This window comes from Streptomyces sp. NPDC000880 (assembly GCF_053599675.1).
On record NZ_JBSFMS010000004.1, the window covers coordinates 34,293 to 54,752 of the forward strand.

General features: G+C 68.7%; 12 protein-coding genes and 1 pseudogene. 6 read left to right on the forward strand and 7 right to left on the reverse strand.

Features of this window, described 5'->3' with window-relative positions:
- Positions 1-38 precede the first annotated feature (38 nt).
- The gene (locus tag ACWDO5_RS02350; protein WP_450527674.1) at positions 39-3,878 is read left to right on the forward strand and encodes a GH92 family glycosyl hydrolase; all 3,840 of its coding nucleotides are present in this window, start codon (positions 39-41) and stop codon (positions 3,876-3,878) included.
- 217 nt (positions 3,879-4,095) lie between these two features.
- Positions 4,096-5,007 carry an FG-GAP repeat domain-containing protein gene (locus ACWDO5_RS02355; protein WP_450527675.1) on the forward strand — a complete coding sequence of 304 codons (912 nt, stop codon included), beginning with the start codon at positions 4,096-4,098 and terminating at the stop codon, positions 5,005-5,007.
- Positions 5,008-5,088: 81 nt separating this feature from the next.
- On the opposite strand, the gene acnA is transcribed toward ACWDO5_RS02355, so the two are convergent.
- Positions 5,089-7,806, reverse strand: a complete 2,718-nt coding sequence (gene acnA / locus ACWDO5_RS02360) for an aconitate hydratase AcnA (RefSeq protein ID WP_450527676.1) — start codon at positions 7,804-7,806, stop codon at positions 5,089-5,091.
- Positions 7,807-8,079: 273 nt separating this feature from the next.
- Between acnA and ACWDO5_RS02365 the strand changes: the two genes are divergently transcribed.
- Both ACWDO5_RS02365 and ACWDO5_RS02370 read left to right on the forward strand, forming a co-directional pair.
- Positions 8,080-8,436, forward strand: a complete 357-nt coding sequence (locus tag ACWDO5_RS02365) for a VOC family protein (RefSeq protein ID WP_450527678.1) — start codon at positions 8,080-8,082, stop codon at positions 8,434-8,436.
- Positions 8,437-8,485: 49 nt separating this feature from the next.
- The gene (locus tag ACWDO5_RS02370) at positions 8,486-10,015 is read left to right on the forward strand and encodes a helix-turn-helix domain-containing protein (RefSeq protein ID WP_450527679.1); all 1,530 of its coding nucleotides are present in this window, start codon (positions 8,486-8,488) and stop codon (positions 10,013-10,015) included.
- Positions 10,016-10,133: 118 nt separating this feature from the next.
- Here ACWDO5_RS02370 and ACWDO5_RS02375 read toward each other — a convergent pair whose 3' ends face one another.
- From ACWDO5_RS02375 to ACWDO5_RS02395, 5 genes and pseudogenes are all read right to left on the reverse strand, one after another.
- Positions 10,134-11,357, reverse strand: coding sequence for a serine hydrolase domain-containing protein (locus ACWDO5_RS02375; protein WP_450527791.1), 1,224 nt, complete (start codon positions 11,355-11,357; stop codon positions 10,134-10,136).
- A 110-nt stretch (positions 11,358-11,467) separates the two neighbouring features.
- Positions 11,468-11,740: pseudogene (locus tag ACWDO5_RS02380) on the reverse strand (SpoIIE family protein phosphatase); the annotation flags it as partial.
- A gap of 259 nt (positions 11,741-11,999) precedes the next feature.
- On the reverse strand, positions 12,000-13,547 hold the full coding sequence (locus ACWDO5_RS02385) for an MFS transporter (RefSeq protein WP_450527681.1): 1,548 nt from the start codon (positions 13,545-13,547) through the stop codon (positions 12,000-12,002).
- Positions 13,548-13,658: 111 nt separating this feature from the next.
- Positions 13,659-14,057, reverse strand: a complete 399-nt coding sequence (locus ACWDO5_RS02390; RefSeq protein WP_450527683.1) for a RidA family protein — start codon at positions 14,055-14,057, stop codon at positions 13,659-13,661.
- 12 nt (positions 14,058-14,069) lie between these two features.
- Complete coding sequence (locus tag ACWDO5_RS02395) at positions 14,070-15,254, reverse strand: acyl-CoA dehydrogenase family protein (protein WP_450527685.1); 1,185 nt, start codon at positions 15,252-15,254, stop codon at positions 14,070-14,072.
- Positions 15,255-15,353: 99 nt separating this feature from the next.
- On the opposite strand from ACWDO5_RS02395, the gene ACWDO5_RS02400 reads away from it, so the two are divergent.
- Positions 15,354-16,970, forward strand: a complete 1,617-nt coding sequence (locus tag ACWDO5_RS02400) for an AMP-binding protein (RefSeq protein ID WP_450527687.1) — start codon at positions 15,354-15,356, stop codon at positions 16,968-16,970.
- A gap of 4 nt (positions 16,971-16,974) precedes the next feature.
- On the forward strand, positions 16,975-17,790 hold the full coding sequence (locus ACWDO5_RS02405) for a PaaX family transcriptional regulator (protein WP_450527689.1): 816 nt from the start codon (positions 16,975-16,977) through the stop codon (positions 17,788-17,790).
- Here ACWDO5_RS02405 and ACWDO5_RS02410 read toward each other — a convergent pair.
- Positions 17,777-20,233 carry a bifunctional salicylyl-CoA 5-hydroxylase/oxidoreductase gene (locus tag ACWDO5_RS02410; RefSeq protein WP_450527690.1) on the reverse strand — a complete coding sequence of 819 codons (2,457 nt, stop codon included), beginning with the start codon at positions 20,231-20,233 and terminating at the stop codon, positions 17,777-17,779. The two genes, ACWDO5_RS02405 and ACWDO5_RS02410, sit on opposite strands and share 14 nt — an antisense overlap.
- Between the last annotated feature and the right edge of the window lie 227 nt (positions 20,234-20,460).

Genomic DNA, 20,460 nt, shown 5'->3' on the forward strand with positions numbered 1-20,460 from the left:
TGTCCAACGCGGCTTCCAGTGGAGGAAAGGCCCCAGGGATGCAGCCCACCCCCAGACCTCGGCAGAGACAATTCCAAGCGGCAGCCTTGGCGGCTGCCGCTTCCATGCTCGTGATCACGGCCCAGTCGGCCGCTGTCGCGCTGCCCGCACCGTCCGCCCAATCCCCCTCGGCGGACCGGGAATTCACCTCGTCCTTCGAGGCGGACGAGCCCCAGCCGGACTGGCGCAATACCGTTGACACCGGAACCGATGGACAAAAGCGGTCATCCGGCATCGATGGTGGATTTTCCAGCGGAATACCAGGAAATATTACAGATAAAGTAATCGAGTTGCGCGCCAGCGACGAGAACGCCGGCGCCGGTGAGACCAAGGAGAACCTGGTCGATCTGCAGCCGGGCACCAAATGGCTGGGGTTCGAGCCCACCGCCTGGATCGAGTTCGACACGGACGAGCCGGTCAAGGTCGTCACGTATGCGCTCACCTCGGCGAACGACCACGCCGAGCGCGACCCGAAGGACTGGACCCTCAAGGGCTCGGCCGACGGCAAGGAATGGAAGGTCCTGGATTCCCGCGAGGGCCAGACCTTCGAGAAGCGCTTCGAGACGAAGACGTACGACACCGGCGATGGCACGAATGCGACGGCGTACGCCCACTACCGGCTGGAGATCACCAAGAACAACGGCGCCGGCGACGCCACCCAGCTCGCCGATGTGCAGTTCTCCAACGGAGACACCAGCACGCCCACTCCAGACGACATGCGCAGCCAGGTCGACCGCGGTCCCGGCGGCTCCCCCACCGCCAAGTCCAACGTCGGATTCACTGGCCTGCGGGCGCTGAAGTACGCAGGCACGCACACGCCGGACGGCCGGGCCTACTCGTACAACAAGGTCTTCGACGTCAATACGGCCGTGGGCCGCGACACCGAGCTGTCGTACCGGGTCTTCCCGTCCCTGCCGGAGACGGATCTCAATTATCCGGCCACCAATGTGGCTGTGGACCTCGCCTTCACCGACGGCACCTATCTGAGTGATCTTCGTGCGCTCGACTCGCACGGCGGGCTGCTGACGCCGCAGGGCCAAGGTGCGGCCAAGCGGCTCTACGTCAACCAGTGGAACCAAGTCGCGTCCAGGATCGGCTCGGTCGCGGCCGGCAAGACGGTCGACCGGATCCTGGTGGCGTACGACTCCCCCAAGGGCCCGGCGAAGTTCCAAGGCTGGATCGACGACATCTCGCTGGCGCCCAAGGCTCCCGAGAAGAGGCTCGCCCATCTCTCGGACTACGCGTCGACCACCCGCGGCACCAACTCCAGCGGCGCCTTCTCGCGCGGCAACAACTTCCCCGCCACCGCCGTCCCGCACGGCTTCAACTTCTGGACGCCGGTGACCAACGCCGCGTCCAGGAGCTGGCTGTACGAGTACGCGCGCGGCAACAACGCGGACAATCTGCCAACCGTGCAGGCCTTCAGCGTCAGCCATGAGCCGAGCCCCTGGATGGGCGACCGGCAGACCTTCCAGCTGATGCCGTCCGCGGCGGCAGGCACACCGGACACCGACCGCACCAAGCGCGCGCTTGCCTTCCGGCACGAGAAGGAGACAGCGCGCCCGCACTACTACGGGGTCACCTTCGAGAACGGCCTCAAGGCCGAGATCACCCCGGCCGACCACTCGGCGATGATGCGGTTCACCTATCCCGGTGACGACGCGAGCATCATCTTCGACAACGTCACCAAGGAGGGCGGGCTGACCCTCGATCCGGCCACCCGCTCCTTCACCGGTTTCTCGGACGTCAAGAGCGGACTGTCCACCGGCGCCACCCGGCTCTTCGTGTACGGCGTCTTCGACGCGCCGGTCACCGCATCGGGTGCCGACGGCGTGAGCGGCCACCTCCGCTTCGATGCGGGCGCGGACCGCACCGTCGGTCTCCGGCTGGCCACCTCGCTGATCAGCGTCGACCAGGCGAAGAAGAACCTCGCCGACGAGATCCCGGCCGGCACGGGCTTCGAGCAGGTCAAGGACCAGGCGCAGGGCGCCTGGGACGGGCTGCTCGGCAAGGTGGAGGTCGAGGGTGCGAACCACGACCAGCTCACCACTCTCTACTCCAGCCTGTACCGGCTGTACCTCTATCCCAACTCCGGTTTCGAGAACACCGGCACCACGTCCCGTCCCAAGCAGCAGTACGCGAGCCCGTTCTCGCCGATGACCGGACCGGACACCCCGACCCACACCGGCGCGAAGATCGTCGACGGCAAGGTGTACGTCAACAACGGCTTCTGGGACACCTACCGGACGACCTGGCCGGCGTACTCCTTCCTCACCCCGAAGAAGGCGGGCGAGCTGGTGGACGGCTTCGTCCAGCAGTACAAGGACGGCGGCTGGATCTCCCGCTGGTCCTCGCCCGGCTATGCCGACCTGATGACCGGCACCAGTTCCGACGTGGCCTTCGCCGACGCGTACGTCAAGGGCGTGGACTTCGACGCCGAGGCGGCGTACGAGGCGGCGCTGAAGAACGCGACGGTGGTCCCGCCGAGTTCGGGCGTCGGCCGCAAGGGCATGGAGACCTCGCCGTTCCTCGGCTACGCCTCCACCGAGACCCATGAGGGACTGTCCTGGTCGCTGGAGGGCTACCTCAACGACTACGGCCTCGCCAAGATGGGCCAGGCCCTCTACAAGAAGACGAAGAAGGCGCGCTATCAGGAGGAGTCCGAGTACTTCCTCAACCGGGCCCGCAACTACATCACGCTCTTCGACTCCAAGGCCGGCTTCTTCCAGGGCCGCGATCTCAAGGGCGACTGGCGGGTCGAGAGCGAGAAGTACGATCCGCGGGTGTGGGGCTACGACTACACCGAGACCAACGGCTGGGGCTATGCCTTCACGGCCCCGCAGGACAGCCGCGGCCTCGCCAATCTCTACGGCGGACGCTCCGCGCTCGGCGAGAAGCTCGACAGCTACTTCTCCACCCCGGAGACGGCATCGCCCGAGTTCGTCGGCTCGTACGGCAGCGTCATCCATGAGATGACGGAGGCCCGTGATGTCCGGATGGGCATGTACGGCCACTCCAACCAGGTCGCCCACCATGTCACGTACATGTACAACGCCGCCTCACAGCCCTGGAAGACCCAGGAGAAGGTGCGCGAGGTGCTCTCCCGCCTCTACACCGGCAGCGAGATCGGGCAGGGTTACCACGGCGACGAGGACAACGGCGAGCAGTCGGCCTGGTATCTCTTCTCCGCGCTCGGCTTCTACCCGCTGGTGATGGGCAGTGGCGAGTACGCGATCGGTTCGCCGCTCTTCACGAAGGCGACCGTGCATCTGGAGAACGGCCGCGACTTGGTGGTCAAGGCCCCGAAGAACAGCGCGAAGAACATCTACGTCCAGGGTCTGAAGGTGAACGGCAAGACCTGGAACTCCACTGCTCTGCCGCATCAGCTGATCGCGCAGGGCGGCACGCTGGAGTTCGCGATGGGCCCGAAGCCGTCCTCGTGGGGTACGGGCAAGAACGCCGCCCCGGTCTCCATCACCCAGGACGACAACGTGCCGTCGCCGCGCCACGATGTGATCACCCCGAGCGGTCCGCTCTTCGACAACGCCTCCGCCACCCAGGCCGCGTTCGAGACGGCGGAGCTGCCGGTGGCGTCGAAGACCCGGGCCGTGCAGTACACCCTGACCTCGTCAGCACGGGCAACGGCCCCTACGGGGTGGGTGCTGCAGGGTTCGCAGGACGGGACGGTCTGGAAGGACCTCGACAAGCGGTCCGGCCAGTCGTTCGCCTGGGACAGGCAGACGCGCGTCTTCACGGTGGGCGCGCCGGGCACGTACGCGAAGTACCGGCTGGTGGCGACGGGTTCGGGGGCGCTCGCGGAGGTCGAACTGCTCTCCTGAGCCGAGTGATTCGCTCCAGTCCGGCGATTCCATGACACACCGTCACAGACCCGCATCCGGCTTGGCCGGGTGCGGGTCTGTTTGTGAGGCCGTGAGCCTGCGGACCCGCTGACTCCACTTCAAACCCGTTGATTCGTAAAGGTTTTGTGCAACGATCGCACTGATCCTGCGATGACCTCATGAGGTACATCGCATCTCATCACACATGGAGTCATACGTGGCCAATCTTCCCGGCCGTATGCGCGGACGCGTGTCGACACGTCTTGCCGTCGCAGTCGTAGCCGCTGCCCTGGTCGGCACCACCGCTGGATCCGCCATGGCGGACGCACCCGCGCCCAGCCCCCTGAAGAGCATCGAGATGGATGCCGCGGCCGAAGCCGCACCGCAGGCCGCCGAAGCACCGGTCAACGCCCTGTACGGCGTTGACAAGGTGGGCGACCTCTACGGCTACCCGCCCAACGGCACCGGCGGCCTCGACGTTCGCCAGCACATTGGTTTCGGCTGGAACGTCATCAAGCAGGCCGCCCAGGTCGACCACGACGCCGACGGCAGCTCCGACGGCGTCTGGGAGATCAACAACGGCGGGTACATGTACTACGCCCCGTTCGGCGAGGAGCCGATCTCCGTCGGCGGCGGGTGGAACATCTACAACAAGGTTCTCTCCCCCGGCAATCTCGCAGGTGCCGCGGCCGACGACCTGATCGCCCGTGACACCTCCGGTGTCCTGTGGATCTACCTGGGTTACGGCAACGGCAAGCTGACGGGCCGCACGAAGGTCGGCCCCGGCTGGAACATCTACAACCAGATAGCCGGCCAGGGCGACCTGTCCGGCGACGGCAAGGCCGACATCGTCGCGCGCGACGGTTCGGGCGTGCTGTGGCTCTACAAGGGCACCGGCAGCCGCACCGCGCCGTTCTCGGCTCGCACCAAGATCGGCAGCGGCTGGAACCTCTTCAACAACCTCGTCTCCGTCGGTGACATCGACATCGACGGCACGACGGACCTGATCGCCCGTGACGGTTCGGGCGCGCTCTGGCTCTACAAGGGCACCGGCAACGCCGCCGCCCCGTTCAAGGCACGCGTCAAGATCGGCGCCGGCGGCTGGAACACCTACCGCCTGCTGTTCTGACCCGTCGTCGACGTGGAAGGGCCGCACCCCGTCGCCGGGATGCGGCCCTTCTGCCGTACTGCCGTGCTTACTTGGCCGTGCTCAGTTGCGGATCAGGTTCCGCAGCACGTACTGCATGATGCCGCCGTTGCGGTAGTAGTCCGCCTCACCGGGGGTGTCGATGCGGACGACCGCGTCGAACTCCACGCCTGTGTCGGTGGTGACCTTGACCGTGCGCGGCGTGGTGCCGTTGTTCAGCTCGGTCACGCCGGTGAAGGAGAAGGTCTCCTCGCCGGTCAGGCCGAGGGTCTCGGCGGACGCGCCCTCCGGGAACTGCAGCGGCAGGACGCCCATGCCGATGAGGTTCGAGCGGTGGATGCGCTCGTACGACTCGGCGATGACGGCCTTGACGCCGAGCAGCGCGGTGCCCTTGGCGGCCCAGTCGCGGGACGAGCCCGAGCCGTACTCCTTGCCCGCCAGGATCACCAGCGGGATGCCGGCGGCCTGGTAGTTCTGCGAGGCGTCGTAGATGAAGGAGACCGGAGCGCCGTCCTGAGTGAAGTCGCGGGTGAAGCCGCCCTCCGTGCCCGGCGCGATCTGGTTGCGCAGACGGATGTTGGCGAAGGTGCCGCGGATCATCACCTCGTGGTTGCCACGGCGCGAGCCGTACGAGTTGAAGTCGCGACGCCCGACGCCGTGCTCCGTCAGGTACTGGCCGGCCGGAGTGTCGGCCTTGATCGCACCGGCCGGGGAGATGTGGTCGGTGGTGACCGAGTCGCCCAGCTTGGCGAGCACGCGGGCGCCCGCGATGTCCGAGACCGGGGTGGTCTCCATCGTCATGCCCTCGAAGTACGGGGGCTTGCGCACGTAGGTGGACTGCGGGTCCCACTCGAAGGTGTTGCCGGTCGGGATCGGCAGCGCCTGCCACTGCGCGTCGCCCGCGAAGACGTCCTTGTAGGACTTGTTGAACATGTCCTCGCCGATGGCGTTGGCCACGACGTCGTTGACCTCGGCCTCGGTCGGCCAGATGTCCTGCAGGTAGACCGGCTTGCCGTCCTGGTCGATGCCCAGCGCGTCCTTGGTGATGTCCACCTTCATCGAGCCCGCGATGGCGTACGCGACGACCAGCGGCGGGGATGCCAGGTAGTTCATCTTGACGTCGGGGTTGATCCGGCCCTCGAAGTTGCGGTTGCCGGAGAGCACCGAGGTGACGGCCAGGTCGTGGTCGTTGACGGCCTTGGAGACCTCGTCCGGCAGCGGGCCGGAGTTGCCGATGCAGGTGGTGCAGCCGTAGCCGACGAGGTTGAAGCCGACCTTGTCGAGGTAGGGGGTCAGGCCCGCCTTGTCGAAGTAGTCGGTGACGACCTTGGAGCCCGGGGCGAGCGTGGTCTTGACCCACGGCTTGCGGGTCAGGCCCTTCTCGACCGCCTTCTTGGCCACGAGCGCGGCGGCGACCATGACGTACGGGTTCGAGGTGTTGGTGCAGGAGGTGATCGCGGCGACGGTGACGGCGCCGTGGTCGATCTCGTACGTCGAGCCGTCGGGAGCCGTGACGAGGGTCGGGCGGCTCGGCGAACCGTTGGGGTGGAGCGCAGGAGCGTCGGAGGCCGGGAAGGACTCCTTGCCCGCCTCGTCCACCTCGTCCACGTAGTTGCGCACGTCCTGCGAGAACTGCTGGGCCGCGTTGGCGAGGACGATACGGTCCTGCGGACGCTTCGGGCCGGCGATGGAGGGGACGACCGTGGAGAGGTCGAGCTCCAGCTTCTCGGAGAAGTCGGGCTCGGCGGCCGGGTCGAGCCAGAGGCCCTGCTCCTTGGCGTACGCCTCCACCAGCGCGACCTGCTGCTCGCTGCGGCCGGTCAGCTTCAGGTAGTTGAGGGTCTCGTCGTCGATCGGGAAGATCGCGGCGGTGGAGCCGAACTCCGGCGACATGTTGCCGATGGTGGCGCGGTTCGCGAGCGAGGTGGCGGCGACGCCCTCACCGTAGAACTCGACGAACTTGCCGACGACGCCGTGCTTGCGCAGCATCTCGGTGATGGTGAGAACGAGGTCCGTGGCGGTGGTGCCCGGCTTGAGCTCACCGGTCAGCTTGAAGCCGACGACGCGCGGGATGAGCATGGAGACCGGCTGGCCGAGCATCGCGGCCTCGGCCTCGATGCCGCCGACGCCCCAGCCGAGCACGCCGAGGCCGTTGACCATGGTGGTGTGCGAGTCGGTGCCGACGAGGGTGTCGGGGTACGCCTGGCCACCACGGACCATGACGGTACGGGCCAGGTGCTCGATGTTGACCTGGTGGACGATGCCGGTGCCCGGGGGGACGACCTTGAACTCGTCGAAAGCGGTCTGGCCCCAGCGAAGGAACTGGTAGCGCTCCTTGTTGCGGCCGTACTCCAGCTCGACGTTCTGCGCGAAGGCGTCATTGGTACCGAACTTGTCGGCGATGACGGAGTGGTCGATAACCAGCTCGGCCGGGGCGAGCGGGTTGATCTTCGCCGGGTCGCCGCCGAGCTCCTTGACGGCCTCACGCATGGTGGCGAGGTCCACGACGCAGGGCACACCGGTGAAGTCCTGCATGATCACGCGGGCCGGCGTGAACTGGATCTCCTGGCTGGGCTGCGCCTGGGAGTCCCAGCCGCCGAGCGCCCTGATGTGGTCGGCGGTGATGTTCGCGCCGTCCTCGGTGCGGAGCAGGTTCTCCAGCAGCACCTTCAGGCTGTAAGGGAGGCGCGCGGAGCCCTCGACCTTGTCCAGCTTGAAGATCTCGTACGACTCGTCGCCCACGCGCAGCGTGCTGCGGGCGTCGAAGCTGTTGGCCGACACGACAGTCTCCTTCATCAATGTGCGCGTACTACCTCAATGCTGCCGCCACGGCTTCTCGCCGATCCGCTAAGGTAAGACTCAGTTAGGTGACCCTTACCGGATGGCGGCTGCGGTACGCCTTCGGCAGATATCTCGATGTCGAGATAACTCTAGTACATGACTGCTGCCCGGTCATGCCCCGACCTCGTCCCGGTGCTGGTAGGGCAACGTCGGACTTGCCCGTTCGGTGGCGCAAGGCTTGCCCGCCCCCCGTGCCCGGCTCACTATCGGAGCATGTTCAGCGGCGCACATGTGATCCTCTACAGCCAGGACCCGGATGCCGACCGAGCCTTCATCCAGGATGTGCTGGGCTTCGCCCATGTCGACGCCGGGCACGGCTGGCTCATCTTCAAGTTGCCGCCGGCGGAGGTCGCCGTGCATCCGACGGGCGATCAGCCGAAGGCCGAGTTCTATCTGATGTGCGACGACCTCGAGCGGACACTAGCCACGCTTGCGGAGCGCGGCGTGGAAATCTCGCAGCAGCCGAGCGATCAGGGGTGGGGCGTGCTGGCCGCTGTACGAATGCCGAGCGGGGCCGAGCTACCGCTGTACGAGCCGCGACACCCGATTGCCCACAGCCTGTCACTCTGATGGCCCACCCCAGCGAGCTCACATCTCATATTTGAGATAGCCTGCCGCTATGGCAGACGACTACCTCGTACGCATCGGCAAGCTCATCCGTGACGCCCGTCAGCATCGGGGCTGGACACAGACGCAACTTGCCGAGGCACTCGGTACGAGCCAGAGCGCCGTGAACCGCATCGAGCGCGGCAACCAAAACATCAGCCTTGAGATGATCGCGCGTATCGGTGAGGCGCTAGACAGCGAGATCATTTCGCTCGGCTACGCCGGGCCCATGCACCTTCGGGTGGTCGGCGGCCGCCGGCTGTCCGGCACCATCGACGTCAAGACCAGTAAGAACGCGTGTGTCGCGCTGCTCTGCGGTTCGCTGCTCAACAAGGGCCGTACGGTACTGCGCCGGGTGGCTCGTATCGAAGAGGTCTTCCGGTTGCTGGAGGTGCTGAACTCCATCGGGGTGCGCACCCGCTGGATCAACGAGGGCGTGGACCTGGAGATCGTGCCGCCCGCGCACCTCGACATGGACGCCATCGACGCGGAGGCGGCGCGCCGGACCCGGTCGATCATCATGTTCCTCGGGCCGCTGCTGCACCGGATGGACACCTTCCGGCTGCCCTACGCGGGCGGCTGCGACCTCGGCACGCGGACCATCGAGCCGCACATGATCGCGCTGCGCCGCTTCGGCCTCGACATCACAGCGACCGAGGGGCTCTACCACGCGAAGGTGGAGCGCACGACCACGCCCGAACGTCCCATCGTGCTGACCGAGCGCGGGGACACGGTGACCGAGAACGCGCTGCTGGCCGCCGCCCGGCACGACGGGGTGACCGTCATCCGTAACGCCTCCTCCAACTACATGGTCCAGGACCTGTGTTTCTTCCTGGAGGCGCTGGGCGTCAAGGTCGAGGGCGTCGGGACGACGACGCTGACTGTGCACGGTGTGCCGACCATCGACGTGGACGTCGACTACTCCCCCTCCGAGGACCCGGTGGAGGCGATGAGCCTGCTGGCCGCGGCGGTGATCACGGAGTCCGAACTCACCATCCGCCGGGTGCCGATCGAGTTCCTCGAGATCGAACTCGCGGTGCTGGAGGAGATGGGCCTGGACCACGACCGTACGCCGGAGTACAGCGCCGACAACGGGCGCACCCGGCTGATCGATCTGACCGTGCGGCCCTCCAAGCTGGAGGCGCCGATCGACAAGATCCACCCGATGCCCTTCCCCGGCCTGAACATCGACAACGTCCCGTTCTTCGCGGCCATCGCGGCGGTCGCCCAGGGCAAGACGCTGATCCACGACTGGGTCTACGACAACCGCGCGATCTATCTGACGGACCTCAACCGGCTGGGCGGCCGCCTCCAACTCCTCGACCCCCACCGGGTCCTGGTGGAGGGCCCGACCCGCTGGCGCGCGGCGGAGATGATGTGCCCGCCGGCGCTGCGGCCCGCGGTGGTGGTACTGCTGGCGATGATGGCGGCGGAGGGCACGTCCGTACTGCGCAATGTGTATGTCATCAACCGGGGTTACGAGGAGCTGGCGGAGCGGCTGAACTCGGTGGGCGCGCAGATCGAGATCTTCCGCGACATCTGACGCGTACCCAGGTCAGGAGTCCCTTCCGTCCTCCTGAGCCGTCTGTGGGCCGTCGGCCGTGTCACCGTCCTTGTCGCACACGTCCGTAAGGCGCCGGCCAGGTCGTTTCGGGCCGCCGTCACGGGGAGGGCGGCTGGGTCGTCGGCCGGGACGTCTGGACCGGCAGGTTGAACACGTGCTCGGGGGTCACGATGCGGGTGATCGCCTGGCCGAAGAGGGTGCTGGGCTCCGCCTGGTCGTGCAAGATGTCCGTGTTGAGGAGCACGACCATCGTCGCCTTCGATTCGGGGAGATAGACGGTCAGGGATTCGTAGCCGGGCAGTGAGCCGTTGTGGCCGATCCAGCCCTGGACGTTGAAGATGCCCAGACCGTAGCCGGCGCCCGGAATCGTCGTCGGGCCGGTCTTGAGGCGCTGGGCCTGCGTCTCGGGGCTCAACAGGGTGCCGGTGGCGAGAGTACGGGCCCAACTGCGCATGTCCGGCAGGTTGGAGATCATTGCCCCGGCTGCCCAGCCCCAGGAGGGGTTCCAGTCCGTGGCGTCCTCGACCTTGCCGGAGGCGGTCTGGTTGGTGTAGCCGTGGGCGTGGGGGCTGGGGAACTCGGCGCCGGTCGGGAAGATGGTGTGGCGCAGCCCGGCCGGCTTCACGACGTTCTGCTCGATGAACTCGTGCAGCGGCATACCGCCGGCCTTCTCCACGACCAGCCCCAGCAGGATCAGGTTGGTGTTGCAGTACTCGAACTTCTCACCGGGCTGGAACTGCACTGGGTGTTTGAAGGCGTAGTCCAGCAACTCCTGCGGCGTGAAGGGGCGTCGTGGGTTGGAGGTCAGTGCCTTGAAGAAGCCCTCGTCCTCGGAGTAGTTGAACAGCCCGCTGCGCATGCCCGCCAGGTCGCGCAGGGTGATCCGGTCTCCGTTGGGGACTCCGTCGATGTACTTCGCGATCGGATCGTCCAGGCCAACCTTGCCCTGGTCGACCAGTTCGAGCAGGGCGGTCACGGTGAAGGTCTTGGTCTCGCTGCCGATCCGCATGTACAGACCTGGCTCCATGGGTGCGCCGGTGGCCTTGTCGGCGACGCCGAAGGCCCGGACATAGCTCCCCTTGCCGGGGGCCGACAGCCCGACGATCACACCGGGCACCCCTGCCTCGCGCATGACCTGCCGGATGGCTGTGTCCAGACGCGCAGCAACGGCCGGGCTGAGCTCGGGGAACTCGGTATCGGTGGAGGACGACGCGGAGAGGGACGGTTCCAAGGCGGGTGCGCCGTACGCGCTCCCTGTGGACGCCGGTACGCCCAGCATCGCGGCCGCGGCCAGCCCCACACACGCCCTGCGCCAACGCATCTGCGACTTCCTCACGGCAAGCCTCCTGGCAGACGAGGACAAGACCCATCTACCACGCTAGGCCCGCCGAGGCGCCCTCGCATCGCGGCGCCCGCCGGTTGGCGGTGCCGTCAGTGACGCTCCACCACCGGCCGGCGTCGGATGGCGGCCGCCATGACCGCCACGTCGTCCTCCGCGTGGGCGGCGTCGAGTTCGCCGAGCACGATGTCGAGCAGTTCGTCGACGGTGCTGCCGGGGGCGGCGTGTACGCGCGCGAGGCGGGCGAGCGAGGAGTCGATGTCCTCTCCGCGCCGCTCGACCAAGCCGTCGGTGAACAGCAGCAGCGTGTCACCGGGTTGGAGGCTGCGCGAGATGATTTCGTATCCGCCGACGCCGGTGCCGAGCGCCCACGACACCCATGACTTTTCCGTGGATCATCAGACGGTGCCATGTGCAGCGGCTGACTGCGGTCACATGCGTGCGGGACACCCCGTCGGTGAGAACCCTGGTCAGGAGCAGCGCGGAGCCGACTCTCGGCCGGGCTCCCGCTCACATGATCGCCTCCTCCGGGCCCTGGCCCTCTCCCCAGTTCCATGCGACTCGCGCCTGCCCGTATTGGCAAGTCGCAGACCGGATTGCGGCAAGGCGGAGCCGGGGCGAGCCTCAGGGCCCCGGGCTGATACCTCCCTGCAGGCGTTCCAGGTCTGCGGGACGGACCTGGATGGCCAGCAGCGCGATCACCGCGGCGATCACCGTGAAGATGGCGGCCACGACGAAGGCGGCGGAGACTCCGGAGGCAAGCACTTCGTCGCCCCAGGGCGGCGGGAGTTGACCGGTGCGTTCGAAGAACAGCCGCTCCCTGGGACCGGCCTGGGACAGGAAGCGCGGGAGCTGTTCCACGGCCTCGTTCCGGCCGGCCGTGCCGAACACCGTGACCAGGATGGACAGGCCGAGCGAGCCGCCCACCTGCTGGGTGGCGTTGAGCATGCCGGATGCCGCACCCGACTCGTGTGTGGGCACCCCGGAGACGGCCATCAGCGTCAGAGAGACGAAGTTCATGCCCATGCCGAGGCTGAAGAGAAGCATCGGGCCCAGGATGCTGCCCAGATACGTGGAGTGGATGTCGGTCAGGGTCAGCCAGGACAGGCCCGCCGCGGCCAGGATGGCGCCTGTCACCATGAAGGGCTTCGGGCCGTATCTGGGCAGGAGTTGGGAGGCGATACCCGCCCCCACGGCGATGACCGCGCTCACCGGGAGGAAGGCGAGTCCGGCTTCCAGCGGGCTGAAGCCCAGCACGTTCTGCACGAAGAGCGTGAGGAAGAAGAACATCCCGAAGATCGCGGCAGCCAGGCTGAGCATGATTCCGTACGTGCCCGCGCGGTTACGGTCGGCGAACATGTGCAGCGGGGTGATCGGCTGCTTCGATCGGCGTTCGACCAGGATGAAGGCGGCCAGGAGCAGCAGAGCGGCCCCGAACGACGCGAGCGTGAACCCGTCGCGCCAGCCTTCCTGCGCGGCCCGGATGAAGCCGTAGACCAGTGCGACCATGCCGAGCGTGGAGGTCAGCGCGCCGGTCAGGTCGAAGTGGCCGGGATGGCGCTCGGACTCCTTGATGTGGCGGGGGGTCGCCAGAACGATGAGCAGGGCGATCGGCACATTGACGAAGAACACCCAGCGCCAGTCGAGCCATTCGACGAGCATGCCCCCCGCCAGCAGACCGATCGCGCCGCCGCCGGCCGAGACCGCGGCGAAAACGCCGAACGCCCGGTTGCGGGCCGGGCCTTCGGTGAACGTCGTGGTGATCAGCGCGAGCGCCGTCGGTGACGCAATGGCGCCGCCGACGCCCTGCAGGGCGCGCGCGGCCAGGAGCTGACCGGAGTTCTGGGACACCCCGCCGAGCAGGGAGGCGAACGCGAACAGCAGGACTCCGAAGATGAAGACCCTGCGGCGGCCCAGGATGTCCCCGGCGCGGCCGCCGAGGAGCAGCAGACCGCCGAACGTGAGCGTATAGGCGTTGACCACCCAGGACAGGCTCGTGGTTGAGAAGTTCAGCGAGCTCTGGATGTGCGGGAGAGCGATGTTCACGATGGTGATGTCGAGAACCACCATCAACTGACAGGAGGCGATGACGAGAAGTGCGATCTCATCGCCGCCGCCCTTCTTCTTCGGGGCGGTGGTCTGCGAGGTGGGTGTCGGCTGCGGGGGCGTCATGGCGGATCGCGTCCCTCTTACGAGGGTAGTAGACGATTCCGTCTACTAGTCGACGGTAAACCCGGCGCGGGGCCGCCACCAATCGATCAAGACCCGCCGCCGACCGGCCCGTCAGGGGAGCACGGCCAACCCCTCCAGCTCCACCAGCGCTACGTCGTCCCAGAGGCGGACCACCCCGATCACCGCCATAGCGGGGTAATCACGGCCTGCCAACCGCCGCCAGATCCGGCCCAGTTCGGGGGCATGCGCGCGGTAGTCGGCAACATCGGTGGCGTAGACGGTGACACGGGCCAGGTCCTGCGGGGCGCCGCCGGCGGCCGCGAGGGCGGTGAGGATATTGGCCAGCGCGGTCTCGAACTGCTCGGGCAGCGTCTCGCCGACGATCTTGCCCTCGGTGTCGAGGGCGGTCTGCCCGGCCAGTAACACGATCCGTGTGCCGGTGGCGGTGACGGCGTGGGAGAAGCCGGTGGGCGGCGAGAGCTCGGCCGGATTGTGGCGGTGCAGGCTCATGCGTACGGCTCCTTATGCGTACGGTCCGCCGGCGTGCAGCTCCTGGGCATGCAGTTCTTCGGCGTACAGCTCCTTGGCGATGATCGTGCGCTGGACCTCGGTGGCGCCCTCGTAGATCCGGGGCGCTCGGACCTCACGGTACAGATGTTCCAGCAGATGGCCGCGCTGGAGCGCGCGTGCGCCGTGCAGCTGGACGGCGGCGTCCACGACGTACTGCGCGGTCTCCGTGGCGAGCAGCTTCGCCATCGCGGACCGTTTCGGCACATCGGGGGCGCCTTCGTCGTACGCCGCGGCCGCCGCGTAGACGAGAAGCCGCGCGGCCTCGGTGCGGGTGGCCATCTCCGCGACCCGGTGGGCGACCGACTGAAGGTCCTTGAGGGGACCGCCGAAGGCGCTGCGGAGGGCGGTGTGGCCGAGCGCCGCGTCCAGGGCCGCCTGGGCCATTCCGACGGCGAACGCGCCGACGCTGGGACGGAAGAGGTTCAGGGTGTTCATCGCGACACGGAAGCCCCGGTCCTCGTCGCCGAGCACATCGTCCTTGGTCACCGGGACATCAGTGAACGTCAGCGCACCGATGGGATGCGGCGAGAGCATCTCCAGTGCGGTCCCGGCAAGGCCCGGCCGGTCGGCGGGGACGAGGAAGGCGGTCACACCCCGGGCGCCCGCGCCCTGTGTCGTACGGGCGAAGACGGTGTAGAAGTCGGCCTCGGGGGCGTTGGAGATCCAGCGCTTCTCCCCGCTCAGCCGCCAACCCCCTTGATCCGGAACGGCTTTGAGGGCGAGAGCGGCCGCGTCCGAGCCGGCGTCAGGCTCGCTGAGCGCGAAGGCGGCGACGGCGCGGCCCGCGATCACCTCGGGGAGCCAGCGCTCCCGCTGCGCGGCCGTGCCCGCCTGGACAATGGGGTAGCTGCCCAGCCCCTGGAGGGCGAGGGCGGTCTCGGCCTCCGTGCATCCGTAGGCGAGGGACTCGCGCAGCAGGCACAGCTCGAGCGCTCTTGCTCCGGCTCCGCCTCGGGAGCCCACCGCCGCTCCGAACAGCCGCTCAAGCAGCCCCAGTTCACCAAGAGCGGCCACCAAGGGTCGGTTGACGCGGCCCGGCTCCGCCTTCTCCGCGAGCGGACGCAGCTTCTCGGCGGCCAGCGTACGCAATCGCGCACACCAGGAAGTCTGTACCGGATCGAGCGAGAATACGGGCATTCGTGCCCCCATTTCTGACGCATCTATCGCGGACCGTTGACTGTCGTCACCTTCACGATACGCTCGATTCGCGACCCCACTACGAGAAGGGGGCGAACCATGGAGCTGTCACCCTCGGCCCACCGCGACACCTTTGCGCGCGACCATCTCCCGCCCGCCGGGCAGTGGCCGGAACTCCTCTTCGAGCTGCCCTCTCTGCGCTATCCGCAGCGGCTCAACTGCGGGGCCGAGCTGCTGGACCGTACGATCGACCGCTTCGGCGCCCACCGGCCCGTCTTCCGCACCGGGGGCGGCGAGATCTGGACGTACGCGGAGCTGCGCGACCAGGTCGACCGGATCGCCCATGTCCTCACCTCCGACCTGGAAGTCGTCCCAGGAAACCGCGTCCTGCTGCGCGGCCCCACCACGCCCTGGCTCGCGGCCTGCTGGCTGGCGGTGATGAAGGCCGGCGCGGTGGCGGTCACCGTCCTCGCCCAGCAGCGCGCCAAGGAGCTGGCCACGGTGTGCGAGATCGCCGCCGTCAGCCACGCCCTGTGCGACATCCGCTCACTCGACGATCTGGCGAAGGCCGAGGTGCCGGGGCTGCGCATCACGGGCTACGGCGGCGACTCCCCCGACGATCTGCTGCGGCTCGCCGCCGCCGGGACCCGTGGGCCGTACGAGGCGGTGGCGACCGCGGCCGACGATGTCGCGCTGATCGCCTTCACCTCGGGCACGACCGGCCGCCCCAAGGGATGCATGCACTTCCACCGGGATGTGCTGGCCGTCGCGGACACCTTCTCCGCACAGGTGCTGGGGCCACAGCCCGACGACGTCTTCGCGGGCAGCCCGCCGCTGGGTTTCACCTTCGGGCTCGGCGGTCTGGTGATCTTCCCGATGCGGGCGGGCGCGTCCGCGCTGTTGCTCGAACAGGCGGGCCCGGCACAGCTGTTGCCCGCGATCGCCGCGCACCGGGTGTCGGTCCTGTTCACCGCGCCCACCGCGTACCGCGTAATGCTGAACGGCCTCGACGGGCACGACACCGCCTCGCTGCGGCGGTGTGTGTCGGCCGGTGAGAATCTGCCCGCCGCCACCTGGCAGGCCTGGCAGGAACGGACCGGGCTGCGCATCATCAACGGCATCGGCACGACCGAGCTCCTGCACATCTTCATCTCGGCGGCGGACGGCGAGATCAGACCTGGCACCACCGGGATTCCGGTTCCCGGCTGGCAGGCGCGGGTGGTGGACCGTTCCGGCCGACCGGTAGCGGACGGGGAGCCGGGCCTGCTGGCCGTGCGCGGCCCGGTGGGCTGCCGCTATCTGACCGACCTCCGGCAGCTGGACTATGTGCACGACGGCTGGAATCTCACCGGTGACACATACCTGCGTGAACCCGACGGCTACTTCCGTTACGTCGCCCGCGCCGACGACATGATCATTTCGGCCGGCTACAACGTCGCGGGGCCCGAGGTGGAGGACGCGCTGCTGCACCACCCGGACGTGGCGGAGGCCGCGGTGGTCGGCCGCCCCGATGAGCTGCGAGGACAGATCGTGGTGGCGTACGTCGTGCTGCGTGCGGGGGTCGGGGCCGGCGAGGACACCGCCACCGCACTCACCGACTCGGTGAAGCGGCGACTGACACCGTACAAATGCCCGCGTGAGATCGTCTTCCTCGACGCGCTTCCGCGCACCCCCACCGGCAAGCTGCAGCGCTTCCGCCTACGGGCCCTAAAGTGATCACGTGGCCGAGCAGCACACTCCCCGTTCCCTGATCGTCACCCTCTATGGCGCCTACGGACGCGAACGGCAGGGGCCGCTCCCCGTGGCCGAACTCATTCGTCTGCTGGCGGTTCTCGGCGTCGACGCGCCGTCCGTGCGCTCCTCGGTCTCCCGGCTCAAACGCCGCGGCCTGCTCGTCCCCGAACGCACGCCGGACGGTGCGGCCGGCTACGCCCTGTCGCCCGCCGCCCGTCAGTTGCTCGACGACGGTGACCGGCGGATCTATGCCCGGCACGCCCCTGTGCTGTCCGACGGCTGGGTGCTCGCCGTCTTCTCGGTGCCCGAGGCCGAGCGCCACAAGCGCCATCTGCTCCGTTCGCGGCTGGGGCGGCTCGGTTTCGGGTCGGCGGCGCCCGGGGTCTGGATCGCGCCTGCGTGGCTGTACGAGGAGACCCGGCACACGCTGCGCCGCCTCCAGCTCGATCCGTACGTCGAGCTGTTCCGCGGCGAGCATCTGGGCTTCGCGGCGACGGCGGAGGCGGTGGCGCGCTGGTGGGATCTGGGCGCGATCGCCAAGGAGCACGAGGAGTTCCTGGATCTGTACGAGCCGGTGCTGCGGGCGTGGCAGGCTCGCGGTGAGGTGCCGGCACGGGACGCCTACCGCGACTATCTGCCGGCGCTGGACTCCTGGCGGCAGCTGCCGTACATCGATCCGGGGCTGCCGGCCGAACTGCTGCCGCAGGGCTGGCCCGGCGGACGGTCGGCGGAGGTCTTCGCGCGGCTGCACGAGCTGCTGCGGGACGCGGGCGCGGAGTTCGTACAGCTCAGCTCAGAGTGAGCCGCGGTTTCGGGGCGTCGGTGCGGCCGGTCGGAGGTTTGCGACTGCCCGGCCGGTAGGGATCGGGCCACAGCGCCGCCGTTCCCGCGTAATCCTGGTCCGCTGCCGCGTGCAGGGTCCAGTGGGGGTCGTACAGATGCGGCCTGGCCAGCGCGCAGAGGTCCGCGCGGCCCGCCAGCAGGAGAGAGTTGACGTCGTCCCAGGAGGAGATCGCGCCGACCGCGATGACGGGGATCCCGAGGGCGTTGCGGATCCGGTCGGCGTACGGGGTCTGGTACGAGCGGCCGTACTCCGGCTGTTCGTCGGGGACGACCTGTCCCGTCGAGACGTCGATCGCGTCCGCGCCGTGGGCGGCGAAGGCGCGGGCGATGTGGACCGCGTCCTCAGCTGTGGTGCCGCCGCGTGCCCAGTCGGTGGCGGAGATACGGACGGTCATGGGCCGGTCGTCGGGCCAGGCGCCGCGCATGGTGTCGAAGACTTCGAGCGGGAAGCGGAGACGGTTTTCCAGGGAACCGCCATAGGCATCCGTCCTCCGGTTGGTGAGCGGGGAGAGGAACCCGGAGAGTAGGTAGCCGTGGGCGCAGTGGAGTTCGAGCAGGTCGAACCCGCTGTGGGCGGCGCGCCGGGTCGCGGCGGTGAACTGCTCGCGGATGTCGGTGAGTCCGGCGCGGTCCAGTGCGTGCGGGACCTCGTTGACGCCGGGGAGGTACGGGAGCGGTGAAGCGGCGGCGAGGGGCCAGTTCCCCTCGTCCAGCGGCTGGTCAATGCCTTCCCACATCAGCTTGGTGGAGCCCTTGCGGCCGGAGTGGCCGAGCTGGACGCCGATCGCCGTGCCGGGCGAGTGGTGGTGCACGAAGTCGGTGACGCGCCGCCAGGCAGCGCCCTGTTCAGGGGTGTAGAGGCCGGTGCAACCGGGGGTGATGCGGCCCTCGGCGCTCACACAGACCATCTCGGTCATCACCAGACCGGCTCCGCCGAGTGCCCGTGCGCCGAGGTGGACGAGGTGGAAGTCGCCGGGGACGCCGTCCACGGCGGAGTACATGTCCATGGGCGAGACGACGACCCGGTTGCGGAGGGTCAGTCCGCGCAGTCTGAAGGGGGTGAACATCGGCGGTGTGCCGGGCGGGCAGCCGAAGTCGCGCTCGACGGCGTCGGTGAACGCCGGGTCGCGCAGCCGCAGGTTGTCGTGGGTGACGCGGCGGCTGCGGGTGAGGAGATTGAAGGCGAACTGCCGCGGCGGCTGGTCGAGGTAGCCGGCGAGCTCCTCGAACCAGCGGAGGCTGGCGGCCGCCGCTCGCTGCGTGGACTCGACGACCGGGCGGCGCTCGGTCTCGTACGCGGCGAGTGCGGTGGGCAGGTCGGGCTGTTCCTCGACGCAGGCGGCGAGCGCGAGGGCGTCCTCGACGGCGAGCTTGGTGCCGGAGCCGATGGAGAAGTGGGCCGTGTGGGCGGCGTCGCCGAGAAGCACCGTATTGCCGTGGGACCAGCGGCCGTTGACGACGGTGCGGAAGGCGATCCAGGAGGAGCTGTTGGAGCGGAGGCCGCGGCCCCCGAGGGCTTCGGCGAAGATCTTGGCGCAGAGTCCGGTGGACTCCTGCTCGTCGGCCGTATCGAAGCCGGCGGCCCGCCAAACTTCTTCGCGCATCTCGACGATGACGGTGCTGGCATCGGGGGCGTACGGGTAGCCGTGCAGCTGCATCACCCCGTGCTCGGTCTCGGCGATCTCGAAGCGGAAGGCGTCGAAGGCGAAGTCGGCGGCGAGCCAGATGTAGCGGCAGCGGTGGGTGGTGACACCCGGCGCGAATGTGTCGGCGTGCGCCTCGCGGGTGAGGCTGTGCACCCCGTCCGCGGCGATGACCAGGTCGTACGCGGCGGCGAGTTCGGCGGCGGGCGGGGCGGGGGTGCGGAAGCGGAGGCGTACGCCGAGGGATTCGCAGCGCCCGTGCAGTATCTCCAGCAGCCTGCGCCGCCCGAGGGCGGCGAAGCCGTGGCCACCGGAGGTGAGGGTGCGGCCGCGGTGGACGATGTCGATGTCGTCCCACCGTACGAACTCGTCCTGCAGCGCGCGGTAGATGACGGGGTCGGCGTGCTCGATCCCGCCGAGGGTCTCGTCGGAGAGGACGACGCCGAAGCCGAAGGTGTCGTCGGGGGCGTTGCGCTCCCAGACGGTGATGTCGCGTTCGGGACCGAGCCGCTTGAGCAGCGCGGCGGCATACAGCCCACCGGGTCCACCGCCGATGACGGCAACGCGGAGGGCGCGTCGGCGTGCCTCGGGCGCGGTGGCCGTCGGCCGGCCGGGCTGGGGGACCCGGACCCTCTGCTCGGCCGGGGAGCCGGAGGTCCGGGCCGCCTGCGGCGCGGGGGGTTTTGCCCCACCCAGCCCTCCCCCAGAGCTTCGCCTGGGTGGGGGTGCCCCCGGCGAAGCCAGGGGGAGTACCCCCATCCCGAACTGGGGCTCCGCCCCAGACCCCGGACGCCCGCTGGGGGTCCCCCCACGCCCGCCGGGCGTAGAGGGAGTGTCCTCAATCGCCGGACGGGCTGGATATGCGGCCGAGCCGGATTGTGAAGCCCGCCCGGGCAATTCAAGCCCCGCCGGCGATTGAGGCGCGGGGGTCCGGGGGCGGAGCCCCCGCGCGGGGTCCGGGGCGGAGCCCCGGGGTGGGCGGCGTG